This window comes from Sinomonas terrae (assembly GCF_022539255.1).
GTDB classification, from domain to species: Bacteria; Actinomycetota; Actinomycetes; order Actinomycetales; family Micrococcaceae; genus Sinomonas; species Sinomonas terrae.
On record NZ_JAKZBV010000001.1, the window covers coordinates 1,265,134 to 1,279,604 of the forward strand.

A 14,471-nucleotide genomic window follows, 5' to 3' on the forward strand; every position below is an offset into this window, starting at 1 on the left:
CTCCTTGCTCAGCGCGGGCCCCACGAGGGCCCTACGCTGCTTCTGCAGGCGGGTGTGAATCAGTTGGCGTGGAGCGCCTCGTTGAGTTCGACCGTCTGTCCGCTGCGGGGGAGGACCTCCACTTGGCCGTTCGTCGAGTTGCGGCGGAAGAGGAGGTTCGGCTGGCCGGAGAGCTCGATGGCCTTGACGACCTTCTCCGCGTTCTCGCCGAAGGCGTCCTTGAAGCCGCTGATCCTGACCCGCGTGCCAGCCGTCACGTAGAGGCCGGCTTCGACCACGGAATCGTCCCCGATCGAGATTCCGACGCCGGAGTTCGCCCCGAGCAGGACCCGCTCGCCGAGCGAGATGCGCTCCTTGCCGCCGCCCGAGAGGGTCCCCATGATGGACGCGCCGCCCCCGACGTCGGTGCCGTCTCCGACAACGACCCCTGCCGAGATGCGCCCCTCGACCATTGAGGTCCCGAGAGTGCCGGCGTTGAAGTTCACGAAACCCTCGTGCATGACGGTAGTTCCCTCGGCGAGGTGGGCGCCGAGCCGAACGCGGTCGGCGTCGGCGATCCTCACCCCGGACGGGACGACGTAATCCACCATGCGCGGGAACTTGTCGATGCCGTACACGGTCACAGCCCCCCGGCGGCGGAGGCGGGCGCGGGTCGACTCGAAGCCGGCGGGATGGCAGGGGCCGAAGTTGGTCCAGACGACGTTCGGGAGCTTGCCGAAGAGCCCGTCGAGGTTGACGGTGTTGGGCTGGACGAGCCGGTGCGAGAGCAGATGCAGGCGGAGATACGCGTCCGCGGTGTCGGCGGGCGGCTGGTCGAGGTCGATCTGCACGAAGACAACCTTGGTCTCTGTGCCACGGTCAGCGTCGATACCGTTTTCGGCGGCTGCAACGAGCTCGGCGGGAGCCGAATCTACGACCGCTTCGTCCCTCAGGTGCTCGGCGGCGGTGCCGAGCGCGGGGGAGGGGTACCAGACGTCGAGGACGGCCGCCTCTTCGGCGCCGTCCGCCCCGGTCCCGACGGCGATCGTGGCAAGGCCGAAGCCGTGGGCAGAGCGGGGTGCGGCGGAGGTTTCAGTCATGGGCCCAAGTCTATCGAGAGGGGTCTCAGCGAGCCGAAAGCAGGCTTGCCGTGCGGGGCTATGCTTGCTCGCGTGACTCCAGCGACGCTCGACATCTCCCAGGACGTGTCCTTCCTCACCGCCGCCCTCATCGACATTGAGAGCGTTTCGGGGAACGAGCGGGGGATAGCGGACGCCGTCGAGTCCGCCCTGAAGGCGCTCCCGGCCCTCCGCATGAGCCGCGATGGCGACGCGATCGTTGCCCGGTCCGAGCTCGGCCGCGGAGAACGCGTCATCCTCGCAGGCCACCTCGACACCGTTCCGCTTCCCACGGCCGACGGCGCGCGGGGCACAGTGCCCTCGTCGTGGGATGGCGAGCCGGGCGCGGGCATCCTCTGGGGTCGGGGTGCGACCGACATGAAGGGCGGCGTCGCGGTCCAGCTCGCGCTAGCCGCAGCGCTCTTTGGTGCGGACGACGGCGCCCCGCGCCCGAGCAGGGACGTCACCTTCGTCTTCTACGACCACGAAGAGGTCGAGGCGACCAAGAGCGGGCTCGGCAGACTGGCTCGGGCGATGCCGGAGCTCCTCCGGGGTGATTTCGCAATCCTCCTCGAGCCCACGGCCGGCACGGTCGAGGGCGGCTGCAACGGAACGATGCGCCTTGAGGCCTCGACCGTGGGGGAGGCGGCGCATTCCGCTCGGGCCTGGATGGGCCGGAACGCGATTCACGCCGCCGCCCCGATCCTGGCCCGCCTCGCCGAGTACGAGCCCGCGACGGTGAACGTCGACGGCCTCGACTACCGCGAGAGCCTCAACGCCGTCCGCATCACGGGCGGCACCGCCGGCAATGTCATTCCGGACCGCTGCACGGTCGAGATCAACTACCGCTTCGCCCCCGACAAGACGCCCGACGACGCCGAAGCCCACGTGCGGAAGCTGCTCGAGGGCTTCGACGTTGTCCGCACGGATGGGGCCGCGGGCGCCCGCCCGGGACTGACGCACCCTGCAGCGGCAGCGTTTGTCGCCGTCGTCGGCCGCGAGCCCAAGCCGAAGTACGGCTGGACCGACGTCGCGCGCTTCAGTGAGCTCGGTGTGCCGGCGGTGAACTTCGGTCCGGGCGACGCCCTGCTCGCCCACAAGGACGACGAGCGCGTCTCCGCTGAGGACGTGCGCGAGTGCTTCCGCGCCCTCCGCGACTGGCTGACCGCCTAGACCTTCACGAGCAGGCCGCTCAGATCGTCTCTGCCGCGCCCTGTGCCGCCTGGGTTGCGCCGATAGGAGCGCCTCGCCGCGGGCCCGAGACCTTCTGGCTGCGGCGCAGTTGACGCTCGGCGAGCTTCGCGAGTCCCGAGAGGATGAGGCACATCCCGACGTAGAGCACGCCCGCCACGAGCGCGGACGGGATGATCGGGCTTCCGTACTGGACCTGCGAGCCGAAGAACTTGGCCTGGAACAGGATCTCGTTGTACGTCACGATGAACCCGAGTGCGGTGTCCTTCAGGGTCACGACGAGCTGGGAGATGATCACGGGCAGCATCGACCGCACCGCCTGCGGAAGAAGGATGCTCCCCATCACCTGCGACTTGCGCAGCCCGATTGCGAGGCCGGCTTCGCGCTGCCCCTTGGGCAGGGCCTCGATGCCGGCGCGGAACACTTCGGCGAGCACCGAGCCGTTGTAGAGGATGAGGGCGACGACGACGGCGAGGTACGGCGGCCACCTGAGGCCTAGGGCGGGCGGGAGGCCGTAGTACAGCAGCATCATCAGGATGAGCACCGGAATGGCGCGGAACAATTCGGTGAACCAGTGGAATGGGCGCGAGACTGAGGGGTGTTCGGAGAGCCTGCCCACCGCAAGCACCAGGCCGAGGACCAGGCTGCCGACGGCGGCCACACCGAACGCTGACAGCGTCGCGCCAGCGGCATTCACGAGGGTCTGCTGCACGCGCGGGAACGAGAAGATCTGCCACTTCTGCGCGCTGAACTGGCCGGTCGCGAGGAACCGCCAGAGGACGAACGCGATAATCGCGAGGACGACCAGGGTCGAGACGATGCCGAAGACGAGGTGCCGGGTACGGCCCTTCGGGCCCGGGGCGTCGTAGAGGACCGAACTCATCGGGCCACCTTCCACTTCTTCTCGAAGTAGCGCTGGAGCTGCGCGAGGATGAGGACAAGGATCACGAAGAAGAAGGCGACCCACAGGAGGACGACGAGCGCTGGCTCGCCGCGCTCGGCCAGGTACGCACGGATGGCGCCCGCCTCGTAGACCGAGAAGCCCGCCGCGACTGTTGTGTTCTTCAGGAGCGCGATGAGCACGCTGAAGAGCGGCGGGAGCACCGAGCGGAACGCCTGCGGCAGCACGACGAGCATGAGCGTCTGCAGGAACGGCAGGCCGATCGCGCGCGCCGCTTCAGCCTGCCCCACCGGAACAGTGTTGATGCCGGAGCGCAGGACTTCGGCGACGTAGCTGGCCGTGTACAGGCTGAGCCCGACGATGGCCGAGACCGTGAAGTCGATCTCCGGGAGGCCCAGCTTCGGGTAGCCGAACGCGAAGAAGAACAGGATCAGCGTCAGGGGAGTGTTGCGGACGATGTTGACGTAGAGCGTGCCGAACGCGCGGAGGGCCGGGATGGGAGAGACCCGCATGGCGCCGATTACGGTGCCGAGGATCAGGGCGAAGAATCCCGACACGACGAACAGGAGGACCGTGGTGCGGAACCCGGTCGTGAAGACGTCGAGATTGTTGAGGAGGGTATTCACGTGAGCCTTCGCTTTCGAGGGCGAACCCACGGCGGGCGGGGCATCGTGCGCCCCGCCCGCCGCCGATCGATCAGTAGTTGTCGACGGCCGGCTGCTCGACCTTCGTCCCCGACTTGCCGAGGGTCGAGTCGTAGATCTTCTGCCACGTGTCCTTGCCGTTGGTGAACATGTTGTTGATGAACTTCCGCAGGGCCGTATCGCCCTTCGTCACGCCCACGCCGTACTTCTCGGTGGTGAACGGCTGGCCCACGACCTTGAGGTTGTCCGGGTCCTGGGCGGCGTAGCCCAAGAGGATCGCCTGATCGGTCGTGACCGCGTCGACCTGGCCGCTCTTCATCGCATCGACGCACTGGGAGTAGGTGTCGAACGACTGCGACTTGGTCTGCGGGAAGTTCTTCTGGATGTTCTGCAGCGGCGTGGAACCGGTCGCGGAGCAAACGGTCTTGCCCGGGAGGTCCTTCTCGCTGTTGATGGTCGTGTTGTCCTTCTTCACGAGCAGGCCCTGCCCGGTGATGAAGTACGGGCCCGCGAAGTCGACCTGCTTCTTGCGCGAGTCCGTGATGGAGTACGTGCCGACGTAGTAGTCGATATCGCCGTTCTGGATGGCGGATTCACGGTTGGCGGACGGGATCGGCTTGAACTCGATCTTGTCGGCGCTGTAACCGAGCGACGCCGCGATCCACTTCGCGATCTCGATGTCGAACCCGCTGTACTGTCCCGTCGCCGCGTCCATGAAGCCCAGGCCGGGCTGGTCCTGCTTGACACCGATGCGAACCTTGCCGTTCGACTTGATCTTGTCGAACGTCGGGCTCCCGGAGAGCGAGACGTTTGAGGCGACCGAATACGGTGCGGATGCCGAGGGCTCGGATGAGCCGCCCGATCCGGAGCCGCCCGATCCCGAGCCGCACGCGCTGAGCGTGAGCGCGAACGCCGCGGCTGCGGCGGTGAAGATGGCCTTCTTGGTGCGGAAGAGTGCCACAGTATTCCTTTCTGGTAGGGGCTCCCAGCCCCGTTGCTCAGACGCTGGCAGCCCAGCGCCGGGTCAATGCGTGAGCAGCTTGGACAGGAAGTCCTTGGCTCGGCTGCTCTGGGGGTTCGTGAAGAACTGTTCGGGCGGGGCCTGCTCGACGATCTGGCCGTCGGCCATGAAGACGACGCGGTCGGCGGCCTTGCGGGCGAAGCCCATCTCGTGGGTCACGACGATCATGGTCATGCCCTCGCGGGCGAGCTCGACCATGACGTCGAGGACCTCGTTGATCATCTCCGGGTCGAGCGCCGATGTGGGCTCGTCGAAGAGCATGACCTTGGGCTTCATTGCGAGAGCCCGCGCGATCGCGACGCGCTGCTGCTGGCCGCCCGAGAGCTGGGCGGGCAGCTTGGGCGCCTGATGGCCGACGCCGACTCGCTCGAGGAGGGCCATGGCATCCTTCTCTGCGGTCGCCTTGTCCACGCCCTTGACCTTGATGGGGCCGAGGGTGACGTTCTCGAGGATCGTCTTGTGGGCAAAGAGATTGAAGGACTGGAAGACCATCCCGACGTCGGCCCGGAGCCGCGCGAGCTCCCTGCCTTCATCGGGAAGCTTCTTCCCATCGATGGAGATCTCGCCCGATTCGATTGTCTCGAGCCGGTTGATGGCACGGCACAGCGTCGACTTCCCCGAGCCGGAAGGGCCGATGACGACGACGACCTCGCCCTTGTGGACATCGAGGTCGATGTCCCGCAGGACGTGGAGCTGGCCGAAGTGCTTGTTCACGCCCTGCACAGAGACCAGGGCAGCCGAGGGTGCTTCGGTTGTCATAGGGCCAATGTAATGGAGATAACACTCCCGGGTTCGATGAGCCCGGAGGAACGCTCCAATCGTGATTCAAGTGAGACCGCTAGCCTTGGAGCATGACCACGGAATCACCGCGCCGCGACGATCGCTCAATCCCTTCTCGGCGCAAAGGCCCGCTCGAGCTCCGGCGGCGACAGGCCCTTCAGGGCACCTCCGACCAGCACCTGCTCGACACGCACGGGGCAGGCCGGTTCGTCCACACTGATCCGTGGCGCGTCATGCGCATTCAGAGCGAGTTCGTCGAAGGCTTCGGTGCGCTCGCCGAGCTCGGCCCCGCCATCAGCATCTTCGGCTCCGCCCGCACCGTGCCCGGCAGCGGCTACTACGAGACCGCAGTCGAGATCGGGAGGCTCCTGGCGCGGGAGGGAGTTGCCGTGATCACGGGCGGCGGTCCAGGCTCGATGGAAGCGGCGAACCGCGGCGCCGTCGATGGCTCTGGGACCTCGGTCGGTCTCGGGATCGAGCTTCCCTTCGAAACCGGGTTCAACCCATGGGTCGATCTCGGCGTCAACTTCCGCTACTTCTTCGCCCGCAAGACCATGTTCGTGAAGTACGCGCACGGTTTCGTCGTCCTCCCCGGGGGACTCGGCACCCTCGACGAGCTGTTCGAGGCCATGGTCCTCGTCCAGACAGGCAAGGTGACCTCGTTCCCGATCGTCCTCGTCGGAACTCGGTTCTGGGGCCCGATGGTCCATTGGCTTCGCAACACCCTCCTGACCGAGGGAATGATCTCTCCCGAGGACATGGACCTCATCCAGATCACGGACACGGCAGAGGACGCGGTCGAGCTCGTGCTCGCCGGCTTCCGTCGTGACATGCAGGAACGGCGGGGCGGCATGTTCGGCTCGGCCGAGGAGGAAGAAGAAGAGGAAGAAGTGTGGTCTCCGGACAAGGCTGACGGCGAGTGAGCTTCTTCCTCGTCGTCCTCGCCATCGTCATTGCCGCGGGGCTTGTGTGGGTCGGCGCGTCGGTGTTCCGTGGACGCCCGATCCCCGAGGTCCTCGACCGTGGCCTCGAAGAGCCGCTTTCGGGGCTTCCGCCCGTCCTGCTTCCCGAGCAGCCGAGCGCGGACGACATCGACCGCATCCGCTTCTCCCTTGGCTTGAGGGGCTACCGGATGGATCAGGTCGACGACGTCCTCGAGCGCCTGCGCGACAGGATCGCAGAGCAGGACGCCGAGATCGCCCGCCTGCGCAGGCGGGCGCGCCCCGAGGTCGAGGCTCCCGAATGAGCTACGGGCTCGACGAGCGGCCCGGCGCAACGCGCGAGGTCCCGTCGTCGTCGCCCGTCCATGCCGCGCTCGGTGCGGCCGCACGGGCGACGGCGCTCTGGCTCGCCCGCAGGCCGTGGTGGCTCCAGATCGTCCTGCTGTTTGCTGCATCGAGGCTCGTCTCGTTTGGGATCTTCGCAGCGGCAGCCCTCCAGCAGGGGACCAACCCGTGGTTCGGGCCACATCCGGACTACTTTCATTTCCTGCAGATCTGGGACTCCGAGTGGTACGGACGCATCATCCAGAACGGGTACCCCTCCATCCTCCCGCGCTCGTCCACCGGGGCTGTCACGGAGAACGCATGGGCCTTCTACCCCGTGTTCCCCTACCTCGTCCGGTCCCTCGCGCTCCTCACGGGGATCTCGTGGCAGGTCCTTGAACAGGTTGTCCCCATCCTCGCGGGCTTCGCCGCAGCGCTCGTGATCTACCGGCTGTTCCGCCACTTCGCCGGACACGGCACTTCGATGTGGGGTGTTGCCTTCTTCGCGTTCTTCCCGATCTCGGCGATTCTCCAGGTTCCGTATGCCGAATCACTCGGGACGGCGTTCCTCGCATGGGCGCTGCTGTGGATCGTCGAGCGGCGATACCTCATGGCGATCCCCGTCGTCGCCATCGCGTGCCTCACACGGCCAGTCGGCGTGCCGCTCGCGGTGATGCTCGCGGCTCTGTTCGTCATCCGGTGGGCCTTTCGACGCCGTCGTCCGCCCGCGCCCGGCGAACTCCTGCGCCTCGCCGTTCTGACGGTGGGGACGACCGCCTCGGCCCTTGGCTGGCCCGCGATCGCGTGGGCGGGGACCGGGGTCATCACTGCGTACACGGATACGGAGGCGGTCTGGCGCGGCAATGACCTCGTGCCGTTCATGCCTTGGTTCGACACCGGCAACTACCTTTTCGGCCCCGTGCTCGGCCCGGTCGCACCGTTCGTGCTGGTCGCCGTCGTGGCCCTCTACCTCACGAGCGCCCAAGTGAAGCTCCTCGGGATCGAGCTACGGCTCTGGTGCGCCGCCTACGCGCTGTACCTCCTGGCTTTCCTGTACCCCCAGACGAGCACCTTCCGGATGATGCTCCCCTTCTTTCCGCTCGCGCTCGCAGGTGCCGCGCTCTCGCGCTCACGCGCCTACCGTGGCGCAGTCCTCGTGATGTTCGTGCTCCTCCAGATCGTGTGGGTCGTCTGGCTTTGGGACTGGGCCGAACTGCCGGGCGGCGGCGACTGGCCCCCGTGACCGGCGTGCTTGGCTACCCCGTGGTATCGCTGCTGATAATGTAAAGATCAAGCACAAGGTGGCGAAGCCCCATCACTCGGTAAGTATCACTCGGTGAGCGGAGGTGCGCCCGACGGCCCGCAGTTTCGTGCGGGCACACTACTGGAGGGGAAGTTCAGATGGCAGCCATGAAACCGCGTACCGGGGACGGCCCGATGGAGGTCACCAAGGAAGGTCGCAGCCTCATCATGCGCGTTCCCCTTGAGGGCGGCGGGCGGCTCGTGGTCGAGCTCAACGCTGAAGAGGCTGCGCAGCTCAAGGAATGCCTCGTCGGCGTCACCGGATGATCTGACGTCCGCGCGAGCACTACGCGGTGAAGGAGGCCAACCCTGAGGGGCTGGCCTTTTTCGTGTTTAATGGCGCGCGCTTAAGGGCGCGCGCTTTTGAGCGCGCTCGTCCAGATGCCCGCATGAGAGAACTCCCAGACGGCCCGGACACCGACCCGGTCGAAGGCGACTCGGTCGAAGGCGACCCGTTCGAAGGCGACCCGTTCGAAGGCGACCCGGTCGAAGGTCAGCGGCGGGAGGCGAGGAAGAGCCCGGGACCCGTAGGGACGAGCGCGGTGTCAAGGCGATCGTCTTCGAGGAGCCGTCGGTGGAGCCCGCGCAAGCGGACGGCGTTCATCTCGCGGTGCGCGGGATTGGCGACGCGATCGTGGTCCAGGGCGTCGTTGATGACGAGGAGTCCGCCCTGACGGAGGAGGCGAACCCCTTCGTCCGCGTAGTCCGGCGTTCCGCCCGGATCGGCGTCGAGGAACACGAGATCGTACGAGGCATCGTTGAGCCGGGGGAGGACGGTGTGCGCGCGGCCCGGAATCGTGCGCACTCGGCTCGACGGGATGCCCGCCTCGCCGAATGCCTGCCGCGCGGCCTTGAGATGCTCGATGTCTGTGTCGATGGTCGTGAAGGTCGAGCGTGCCGGGAGCCCGCGGAGCAGACAGACGCCGGAGACGCCGGCGCCCGTTCCGACCTCCACGACGGCATGCGCCTTCGAGGCGGCGGCGAGCACCGTCAGGACGGCGCCGACTCCGGGGGAGATGGGGGACACGCCCAGCTCGAGGGAACGCTCGCGCGCACGGGCCACGACGGTGTCCTCGGCGGCAAGCCCCTCGGCGTAGGACCAGCTCGCGGACTTGTCGATCATGCTAGGAACGCTTTCGGCTCGGGATGCCTCAAGCCTATCCTCTCGGCGCCCGCGGACCGCGCTACGCTCTGGGCGGAATGACCAGCGAACCTTCAGCAAGGACTGTCACACTGAGGTTCCGCAGCGGTTGCAGGTGGATCCGGAGTCCATGGCACAATGCGGCCGCCGATGCTGTGAAGGTGAGGTGCGTGGACGTGCTCAAGCAACGTGCTGCGACCCCCGAGATCCCTGCCGAAGTCGCCCCTGCCGACTGGGTGCCTCCCACGTGGGAAGAAGTGGTTGCCCAGCACTCTGCCAAGGTGTACCGCTTGGCCTATCGCTTGACGGGCAACCAGCACGATGCCGAAGACCTCACCCAAGAGGTCTTCGTCCGAGTCTTCCGTTCGCTCGAGAACTTCAAGCCCGGCACGCTCGACGGCTGGCTCCACCGCATCACCACGAACCTCTTCCTCGATCAGGCGCGCCGCAAGAACCGCATCCGCTTCGATGCACTCGCTGAAGACGCCGAAGCCAAGATCCCGGGCCGGGAGCCTGGCCCGGAGCGCAGCTACGAGATGAACAATCTCGATCTCGACGTCCAGGCCGCCCTCGAGGAGCTTCCGCCGGACTTCCGCGCCGCCGTCGTCCTCTGCGACCTCGAAGGGCTCTCCTACGACGAGGTTGCTGCGGCGCTGGGTGTGAAGCTCGGGACCGTGCGCTCGCGCATCCACCGCGGCCGCACCCTTCTGCGCGAGAAGCTCGCGCACCGCGATCCGCGCCGTGGCGCTGGGAAGCCTCGGCTCTCCCTTCCCCGCGTCGCGGGCCTCCGCTGAGGCGGGGCATGAGCGAACGACGACGCCTGGGAGCCTTGGGCGGCTTGGCCGACCATGGGCGTGATGCGGCGCACCTGCAGTCGTGTGCCGAGTGCCGGGGAGCGCTCGAGACGGAACGGCGCTATCTCGCCGCGCTGCGTGGCGCGCCTGTGCCCGCGGCCAGCTCAGCCCTGACGCAGCGGCTCATCGAGCAGACCCGCGAGCTCGCGTTGGAGGCGGAACTGGCGGAAGCTGCTTCGTCCAAAGGGCGAATGCTGCGTGCCGCTGCCGTTGCGCTGACAGGTGCCGCTGCCGCCTTGGCGGCGCTGGCCGTTACGGCCTACGCGGTGGCCGGGGACCCCACGGCGGCCTCGCCGACGGCGAGCTGGCCGTCCGCCGTCGGGATCGACAACGGAGGGCGCGTCCTCACGGCCACAGACCTCCAGGCGCTGTCCGCGGCGGGCTGGAACTGCCCTGAGCTCGAGCGGAGCGGATTGCACGTCGAATCGGCCAAGGGATACATCCTCAACGGCGTGCCGACTCTCGTTCTGCGCATCGGCGATGGTGCCCACGCGATTTCCCTCATGGAGCAACGTCCCGGAAACGGCGGGACACCAACACCGCAGACCACCGTCCTTGCCTCCGACTTCCCGTCATCCGAGACCGCGAACCTTGTCCGCGAGTCCGTCCCGCGCCCCACACCGCCGCCCGCCGAGAGTCCCGCGGATCGCCTCGCGCGCGGACTCCACCTCGTTCTCAGCGCAGCTGGGCGGCCCTGAATGCCGCGAGACGTCCCGAAACGTCGCAGAAGGTTGATGATATTGATGGAGGGCCGGACCGAATCGTCCGCTCCTACGCGCAGAAGGTAATCTTCGATCGTGCCCGGAATGAATGAGCTCTTCATCCTGCTGGTCATCGCAGTTCTGGTGATCGGCCCCAAGCGTCTGCCCGAATACACGCAGAAGCTGACCAATGTCGTCCGGGAAGTGCGTCGTATGGCCTCAGGAGCGAGGGAGCAGCTCAAGGAGGAGACGGGCGTCGACCTCGACGAGGTCGACTGGCGCAAGTACGACCCACGTCAGTACGACCCGCGGAAGATCATCCGGGACGCGCTGCTCGAGGACAACAACACAGCGGGCCCTTCGACGTCGGCCGCTGCGGCACCCGCTGAAACGGCGCCGTCGTCGGCTCCCTTCGGAGAGCCGGCCTCTGCCGTCCCGCTGCGTGTAGCTGAGCGGCTGGCTCCCGGCCAGCCGGCTCCGTTCGACAGCGACGCGACCTGAGACGAGCACTTGCGGGGCACGAGTTTCCTTTGCCCGACTCTCTAACGCGGCGTCATTCCGAGGCTCCGGCCAACGAGCCCTCGCGGCGCGGCGGCAAGCTGGTCGGCGATGGCCTTGAGAGCCACTGCCGAGGGTGAGTCGGGCGCGCCCAGCACGATGGGCTCGCCCGTGTCCCCGCCTTCGCGAAGGGCGACGTCGAGTGGAACCTGGCCGAGGAGCGGCACCGACGCCTCTAGCGCTTCGGAGAGCCGATCGGCCACGCGCTGACCCCCACCGCTTCCGAAGACTTCGAGCACGGTCCCGTCCGGGAGGACCATCCCGGACATGTTCTCGACGACACCCGCCACCCGCTGACCGGTCTGAGCGGAGACAGATCCAGCTCGCTCCGCGACATCGGCGGCCGCCGCCTGCGGCGTCGTGACGACGAGGAGGTTCGCGTTGGGCAGGAGCTGCGAGACCGATATCGCGACGTCGCCGGTTCCGGGGGGGAGGTCCAGGAAGAGGACGTCGAGGTCTCCGAAGTAGACGTCGGTGAGGAACTGCTCGAGCGCGCGGTGGAGCATGGGGCCCCGCCACGCGACGGGCTGGTTGCCCCTGACAAACATGCCGATTGAAATGGCCTTCACGTCGTGGGCGACAGGCGGGAGGATCATGTCGTCCACCTGTGTGGGCCCTTGGGTGATGCCGAGCAGCGCGGGGACCGAGAAGCCATGCACATCGGCGTCCACGATTCCGACGCGGAGTCCGCGGGCGGCGAGTTCGCAAGCAAGGTTCACCGTCACGGAAGACTTGCCGACGCCGCCCTTGCCGCTGGCCACGGCGAAGACTTTCGTGAGCGACTCGGGGCGGCTGAAGGGGATGCCGCGCCCAGGCCTCAGCCGATCTTTGAGCGCCTGCCGCTGCTCCGGCGTCATGACGTCGAGCTGGACATCGATCTCGGCGACGCCCGGAACACCGCGGAGCGCTGCGCGGACATCGGCCTCGATCGTGCTCCGCAGCGGGCAGCCCGCAATGGTGAGCAGAACGCGCACGGTGACCCGGCCGCCGTCGACCGCTACCCCCGCAAGCATGCCGAGCTCATCGATGGGACGGCGAAGTTCAGGGTCGACAACGGTCGAGAGCGCGGCGCGAACCGCCGCCTCGTCGGGTGAGCTCACTGGTGGTCGGTCCTTTCGGGCGGCACGCCTTGGGACGTGTCCGCAGAGTTGAGATTCGCGCGATCCTTCTTTTCCTTGTGGTGCTTCTGCGCCGACGCGGCGACTGCGGCGTCGCGGTCAGCGAGCTCCTCGAGGATGGATCGCAGCTCGGCGCGCAGTTCCGCCCGGACGAAGTCGCGCGTCGCGACCTCTCGCATCGCAAGCCGCAGTGATGCGAGCTCGCGGGTGAGGTATTCCGTGTCGGCGAGGTTGCGTTCGTTGCGGGAGCGGTCCTGCTCGATCTGGACGCGGTCGCGGTCGTCCTGCCGGTTCTGCGCGAGCAGGATGAGCGGCGCCGCGTACGAGGCCTGGAGCGAGAGGATGAGGGTGAGGAGCGTGAAGTTGAGGGACTTCGGGTCGAACTGCCACGCCTCGGGTGCGAGTGTGTTCCAGCACAGCCAGAGGACGCAGAAGAGCGACATGTAGACAAGGAACTGCGGCGTCCCCATGTAGCGGGCGAAGCGTTCGGCGAAGCGGCCGAAGGCGTCGGGGTTGGGAGCGAAGGCCGGGAGGAATTTCGCCCGAGTCTCGAGCGGGGTATCGAGACCGGGGAGCAGCTTGCGGGGGTCAGCCAAAGCGTCCTCCAATCTTCCTCAGCGGCGGCGCGTCGTCGTCGTGGGTGCGCCAGTCGTCGGGGAGAAGGTGGTCGAGGAGGTCATCGACAGTCACCGCTCCGACGAGCCGGCCGTCGTCGTTGACCACAGCGAGCGAGTTGAGGTTGTACTGGGCCATCGAGTAAGCGACGTCGTTCACCGGTGCCAGATCGGAGACGGGTTCGAGCCCCTTGTCGACGATCGAGCCGAGCTGCTCGGGCGGCGCGCTCCGGAGCAGCTGCTGGATGTGGACCGTGCCGAGGTAGCGGCCGGTGGGGGTTTCGAGTGGGGGTCGGCAGATGAAGACCGCCGAGGCGAGGGCGGGGCTGAGCTCTTCGCGCCGCACGTGGGCGAGGGCATCGGCAACCGTGGCCTCGGGAGGCAGCACGACCGGCACCGGCGTCATGATGGACCCGGCCGTGCCCTCGTCGTACTGCAGGAGGCGGCGGACGTCGTCGGCCTCTTCCGGCTCCATGAGCTGGAGGAGTTCCTCGGCCTTGTCCGCGGGGAGGTCGGCGAGGAGGTCAGCAGCGTCATCGGGGTCCATTTCCTCGAGGACGTCCGCGGCGCGCTCGTTGTCGAGTGACGAGAGGATCTCCACCTGATCGTCCTCCGGCAGCTCCTGGAGGACGTCGGCCAGGCGCTCGTCCTGGAGTTCCGAGACGACTTCGAAGCGGCGCTGATCGCTCATCTCCTGGATTGCGTCCGCGAAGTCTGCCGGGCGCAGGTCCTCATGGCTTGCGAGGAAGTGTGTCGCCGCGCGGGTCCCGGCCCGGGTGTCAAGGCGTGCGTCCTCCCAGTCCACGAGCACCGTCTCACCGCGACGAAGCCCGCGCAGGCCGCGACCGGGCGCCTCCCTCCGCACGAACAGCTTGCTCACAAGCCAGTCACCGTTCCGCTGCTGGTCCATGGCCACATCCTCGACTGTGCCTTGGGCACCATCGTCCACGAGGGTCACGCGGTGGTCGAAGAGGTCTCCGAGCACGAGCATCTCCGCGCCGCGCTGCTCGAAACGGCGGAGGTTCACGAGGCCGGTCGTGATGACTTGGAACTGGTCCATGGACGTCACCCGCGTCATGGGGACGAACACGCGCCGCTTGCCTGGAACCTCGACAACCACGCCAACCGCCTGCGGCTCGCGCTTCCCGCGGGCGATCACGACGACATCCCGCAGCCGTCCCACTCGGTCGCCGAGCGGGTCGAACACGTCGAGGCCGAGGAGTCGCGCGACGAACACGCGGGTGGGAATGGGACTCACGCCCCTAGGCTACTCCAGAGGCAAGT

General features: G+C 67.5%; 17 protein-coding genes. 8 read left to right on the forward strand and 9 right to left on the reverse strand.

Annotated elements, in window-relative coordinates; all coding sequences use genetic code 11:
• Positions 1-59 precede the first annotated feature (59 nt).
• Positions 60-1,079 (reverse strand): 2,3,4,5-tetrahydropyridine-2,6-dicarboxylate N-succinyltransferase, encoded by a 1,020-nt coding sequence (gene dapD / locus L0M17_RS05890; RefSeq protein WP_241052808.1) that lies wholly within the window; start codon positions 1,077-1,079, stop codon positions 60-62.
• Between the two features lie 60 nt (positions 1,080-1,139).
• Between dapD and dapE the strand changes: the two genes are divergently transcribed.
• Complete coding sequence (gene dapE / locus L0M17_RS05895) at positions 1,140-2,270, forward strand: succinyl-diaminopimelate desuccinylase (RefSeq protein ID WP_241052813.1); 1,131 nt, start codon at positions 1,140-1,142, stop codon at positions 2,268-2,270.
• A 19-nt stretch (positions 2,271-2,289) separates the two neighbouring features.
• Here the strand turns inward: dapE and L0M17_RS05900 are convergent, their stop codons facing one another.
• The 4 genes from L0M17_RS05900 to L0M17_RS05915 all read right to left on the reverse strand — a co-directional run bounded on the left by L0M17_RS05900 (position 2,290) and on the right by L0M17_RS05915 (position 5,613).
• On the reverse strand, positions 2,290-3,171 hold the full coding sequence (locus L0M17_RS05900; RefSeq protein WP_241052816.1) for an amino acid ABC transporter permease: 882 nt from the start codon (positions 3,169-3,171) through the stop codon (positions 2,290-2,292).
• A complete protein-coding gene (locus L0M17_RS05905) occupies positions 3,168-3,815 on the reverse strand; it encodes an amino acid ABC transporter permease (protein WP_241052823.1) in 648 nt (215 codons plus the stop codon). Before L0M17_RS05905 ends, L0M17_RS05900 begins: the two co-directional genes overlap by 4 nt.
• A 70-nt stretch (positions 3,816-3,885) precedes the next feature.
• On the reverse strand, positions 3,886-4,794 hold the full coding sequence (locus tag L0M17_RS05910) for a glutamate ABC transporter substrate-binding protein (protein WP_241052826.1): 909 nt from the start codon (positions 4,792-4,794) through the stop codon (positions 3,886-3,888).
• A 63-nt stretch (positions 4,795-4,857) separates the two neighbouring features.
• Positions 4,858-5,613 (reverse strand): amino acid ABC transporter ATP-binding protein, encoded by a 756-nt coding sequence (locus L0M17_RS05915; protein WP_372497992.1) that lies wholly within the window; start codon positions 5,611-5,613, stop codon positions 4,858-4,860.
• 92 nt (positions 5,614-5,705) lie between these two features.
• On the opposite strand from L0M17_RS05915, the gene L0M17_RS05920 reads away from it, so the two are divergent.
• From L0M17_RS05920 to L0M17_RS05935, 4 genes are all read left to right on the forward strand, one after another.
• The gene (locus L0M17_RS05920) at positions 5,706-6,557 is read left to right on the forward strand and encodes an LOG family protein (RefSeq protein ID WP_241052828.1); all 852 of its coding nucleotides are present in this window, start codon (positions 5,706-5,708) and stop codon (positions 6,555-6,557) included.
• Positions 6,554-6,880 carry a DivIVA domain-containing protein gene (locus L0M17_RS22645; protein WP_241052830.1) on the forward strand — a complete coding sequence of 109 codons (327 nt, stop codon included), beginning with the start codon at positions 6,554-6,556 and terminating at the stop codon, positions 6,878-6,880. Before L0M17_RS05920 ends, L0M17_RS22645 begins: the two co-directional genes overlap by 4 nt.
• Positions 6,877-8,142 carry a putative hexosyltransferase gene (locus tag L0M17_RS05930; RefSeq protein ID WP_241052833.1) on the forward strand — a complete coding sequence of 422 codons (1,266 nt, stop codon included), beginning with the start codon at positions 6,877-6,879 and terminating at the stop codon, positions 8,140-8,142. The genes L0M17_RS22645 and L0M17_RS05930 overlap by 4 nt, the downstream gene beginning before the upstream one ends.
• 158 nt (positions 8,143-8,300) lie before the next feature.
• Positions 8,301-8,468 (forward strand): DUF3117 domain-containing protein, encoded by a 168-nt coding sequence (locus L0M17_RS05935; RefSeq protein ID WP_241052834.1) that lies wholly within the window; start codon positions 8,301-8,303, stop codon positions 8,466-8,468.
• 226 nt (positions 8,469-8,694) lie between these two features.
• Here L0M17_RS05935 and L0M17_RS05940 read toward each other — a convergent pair whose 3' ends face one another.
• On the reverse strand, positions 8,695-9,324 hold the full coding sequence (locus L0M17_RS05940) for an O-methyltransferase (RefSeq protein WP_241052836.1): 630 nt from the start codon (positions 9,322-9,324) through the stop codon (positions 8,695-8,697).
• A 194-nt stretch (positions 9,325-9,518) separates the two neighbouring features.
• Here L0M17_RS05940 and sigE point away from each other — a divergent pair, with 194 nt between their 5' ends.
• From sigE to L0M17_RS05955, 3 genes are all read left to right on the forward strand, one after another.
• Entirely contained in the window at positions 9,519-10,136 is a 618-nt protein-coding gene (gene sigE, locus L0M17_RS05945; RefSeq protein ID WP_241056325.1) for an RNA polymerase sigma factor SigE, read from the forward strand.
• Between the two features lie 8 nt (positions 10,137-10,144).
• Positions 10,145-10,894 (forward strand): anti-sigma factor, encoded by a 750-nt coding sequence (locus tag L0M17_RS05950; RefSeq protein WP_241052839.1) that lies wholly within the window; start codon positions 10,145-10,147, stop codon positions 10,892-10,894.
• 108 nt (positions 10,895-11,002) lie between these two features.
• Positions 11,003-11,398 carry a twin-arginine translocase TatA/TatE family subunit gene (locus tag L0M17_RS05955; RefSeq protein ID WP_255732529.1) on the forward strand — a complete coding sequence of 132 codons (396 nt, stop codon included), beginning with the start codon at positions 11,003-11,005 and terminating at the stop codon, positions 11,396-11,398.
• A gap of 41 nt (positions 11,399-11,439) precedes the next feature.
• Here the strand turns inward: L0M17_RS05955 and L0M17_RS05960 are convergent, their stop codons facing one another.
• The 3 genes from L0M17_RS05960 to L0M17_RS05970 are packed head-to-tail and all read right to left on the reverse strand — an operon-like array spanning position 11,440 to position 14,445.
• Positions 11,440-12,555 (reverse strand): Mrp/NBP35 family ATP-binding protein, encoded by a 1,116-nt coding sequence (locus tag L0M17_RS05960; RefSeq protein ID WP_241052845.1) that lies wholly within the window; start codon positions 12,553-12,555, stop codon positions 11,440-11,442.
• Positions 12,552-13,181, reverse strand: coding sequence for a DUF1003 domain-containing protein (locus L0M17_RS05965; RefSeq protein WP_241052849.1), 630 nt, complete (start codon positions 13,179-13,181; stop codon positions 12,552-12,554). The genes L0M17_RS05960 and L0M17_RS05965 overlap by 4 nt, the downstream gene beginning before the upstream one ends.
• Positions 13,162-14,445 (reverse strand): magnesium transporter MgtE N-terminal domain-containing protein, encoded by a 1,284-nt coding sequence (locus tag L0M17_RS05970; RefSeq protein ID WP_241052855.1) that lies wholly within the window; start codon positions 14,443-14,445, stop codon positions 13,162-13,164. Before L0M17_RS05970 ends, L0M17_RS05965 begins: the two co-directional genes overlap by 20 nt.
• Positions 14,446-14,471 lie beyond the last annotated feature (26 nt).

Bases quoted from the DNA above. Each gene is read 5' to 3' on its own strand.
- dapD (WP_241052808.1), bottom strand. From the start codon at position 1,079: ATGACTGAAACCTCCGCCGCACCCCGCTCTGCCCACGGCTTCGGCCTT.
- dapE (WP_241052813.1), top strand. From the start codon at position 1,140: ATGCTTGCTCGCGTGACTCCAGCGACGCTCGACATCTCCCAGGACGTG.
- L0M17_RS05900 (WP_241052816.1), bottom strand. From the start codon at position 3,171: ATGAGTTCGGTCCTCTACGACGCCCCGGGCCCGAAGGGCCGTACCCGG.
- L0M17_RS05915 (WP_372497992.1), bottom strand. From the start codon at position 5,613: ATGACAACCGAAGCACCCTCGGCTGCCCTGGTCTCTGTGCAGGGCGTG.
- L0M17_RS05920 (WP_241052828.1), top strand. From the start codon at position 5,706: ATGACCACGGAATCACCGCGCCGCGACGATCGCTCAATCCCTTCTCGG.
- L0M17_RS05930 (WP_241052833.1), top strand. From the start codon at position 6,877: ATGAGCTACGGGCTCGACGAGCGGCCCGGCGCAACGCGCGAGGTCCCG.
- L0M17_RS05935 (WP_241052834.1), top strand. From the start codon at position 8,301: ATGGCAGCCATGAAACCGCGTACCGGGGACGGCCCGATGGAGGTCACC.
- L0M17_RS05940 (WP_241052836.1), bottom strand. From the start codon at position 9,324: ATGATCGACAAGTCCGCGAGCTGGTCCTACGCCGAGGGGCTTGCCGCC.
- L0M17_RS05950 (WP_241052839.1), top strand. From the start codon at position 10,145: ATGAGCGAACGACGACGCCTGGGAGCCTTGGGCGGCTTGGCCGACCAT.
- L0M17_RS05955 (WP_255732529.1), top strand. From the start codon at position 11,003: ATGAATGAGCTCTTCATCCTGCTGGTCATCGCAGTTCTGGTGATCGGC.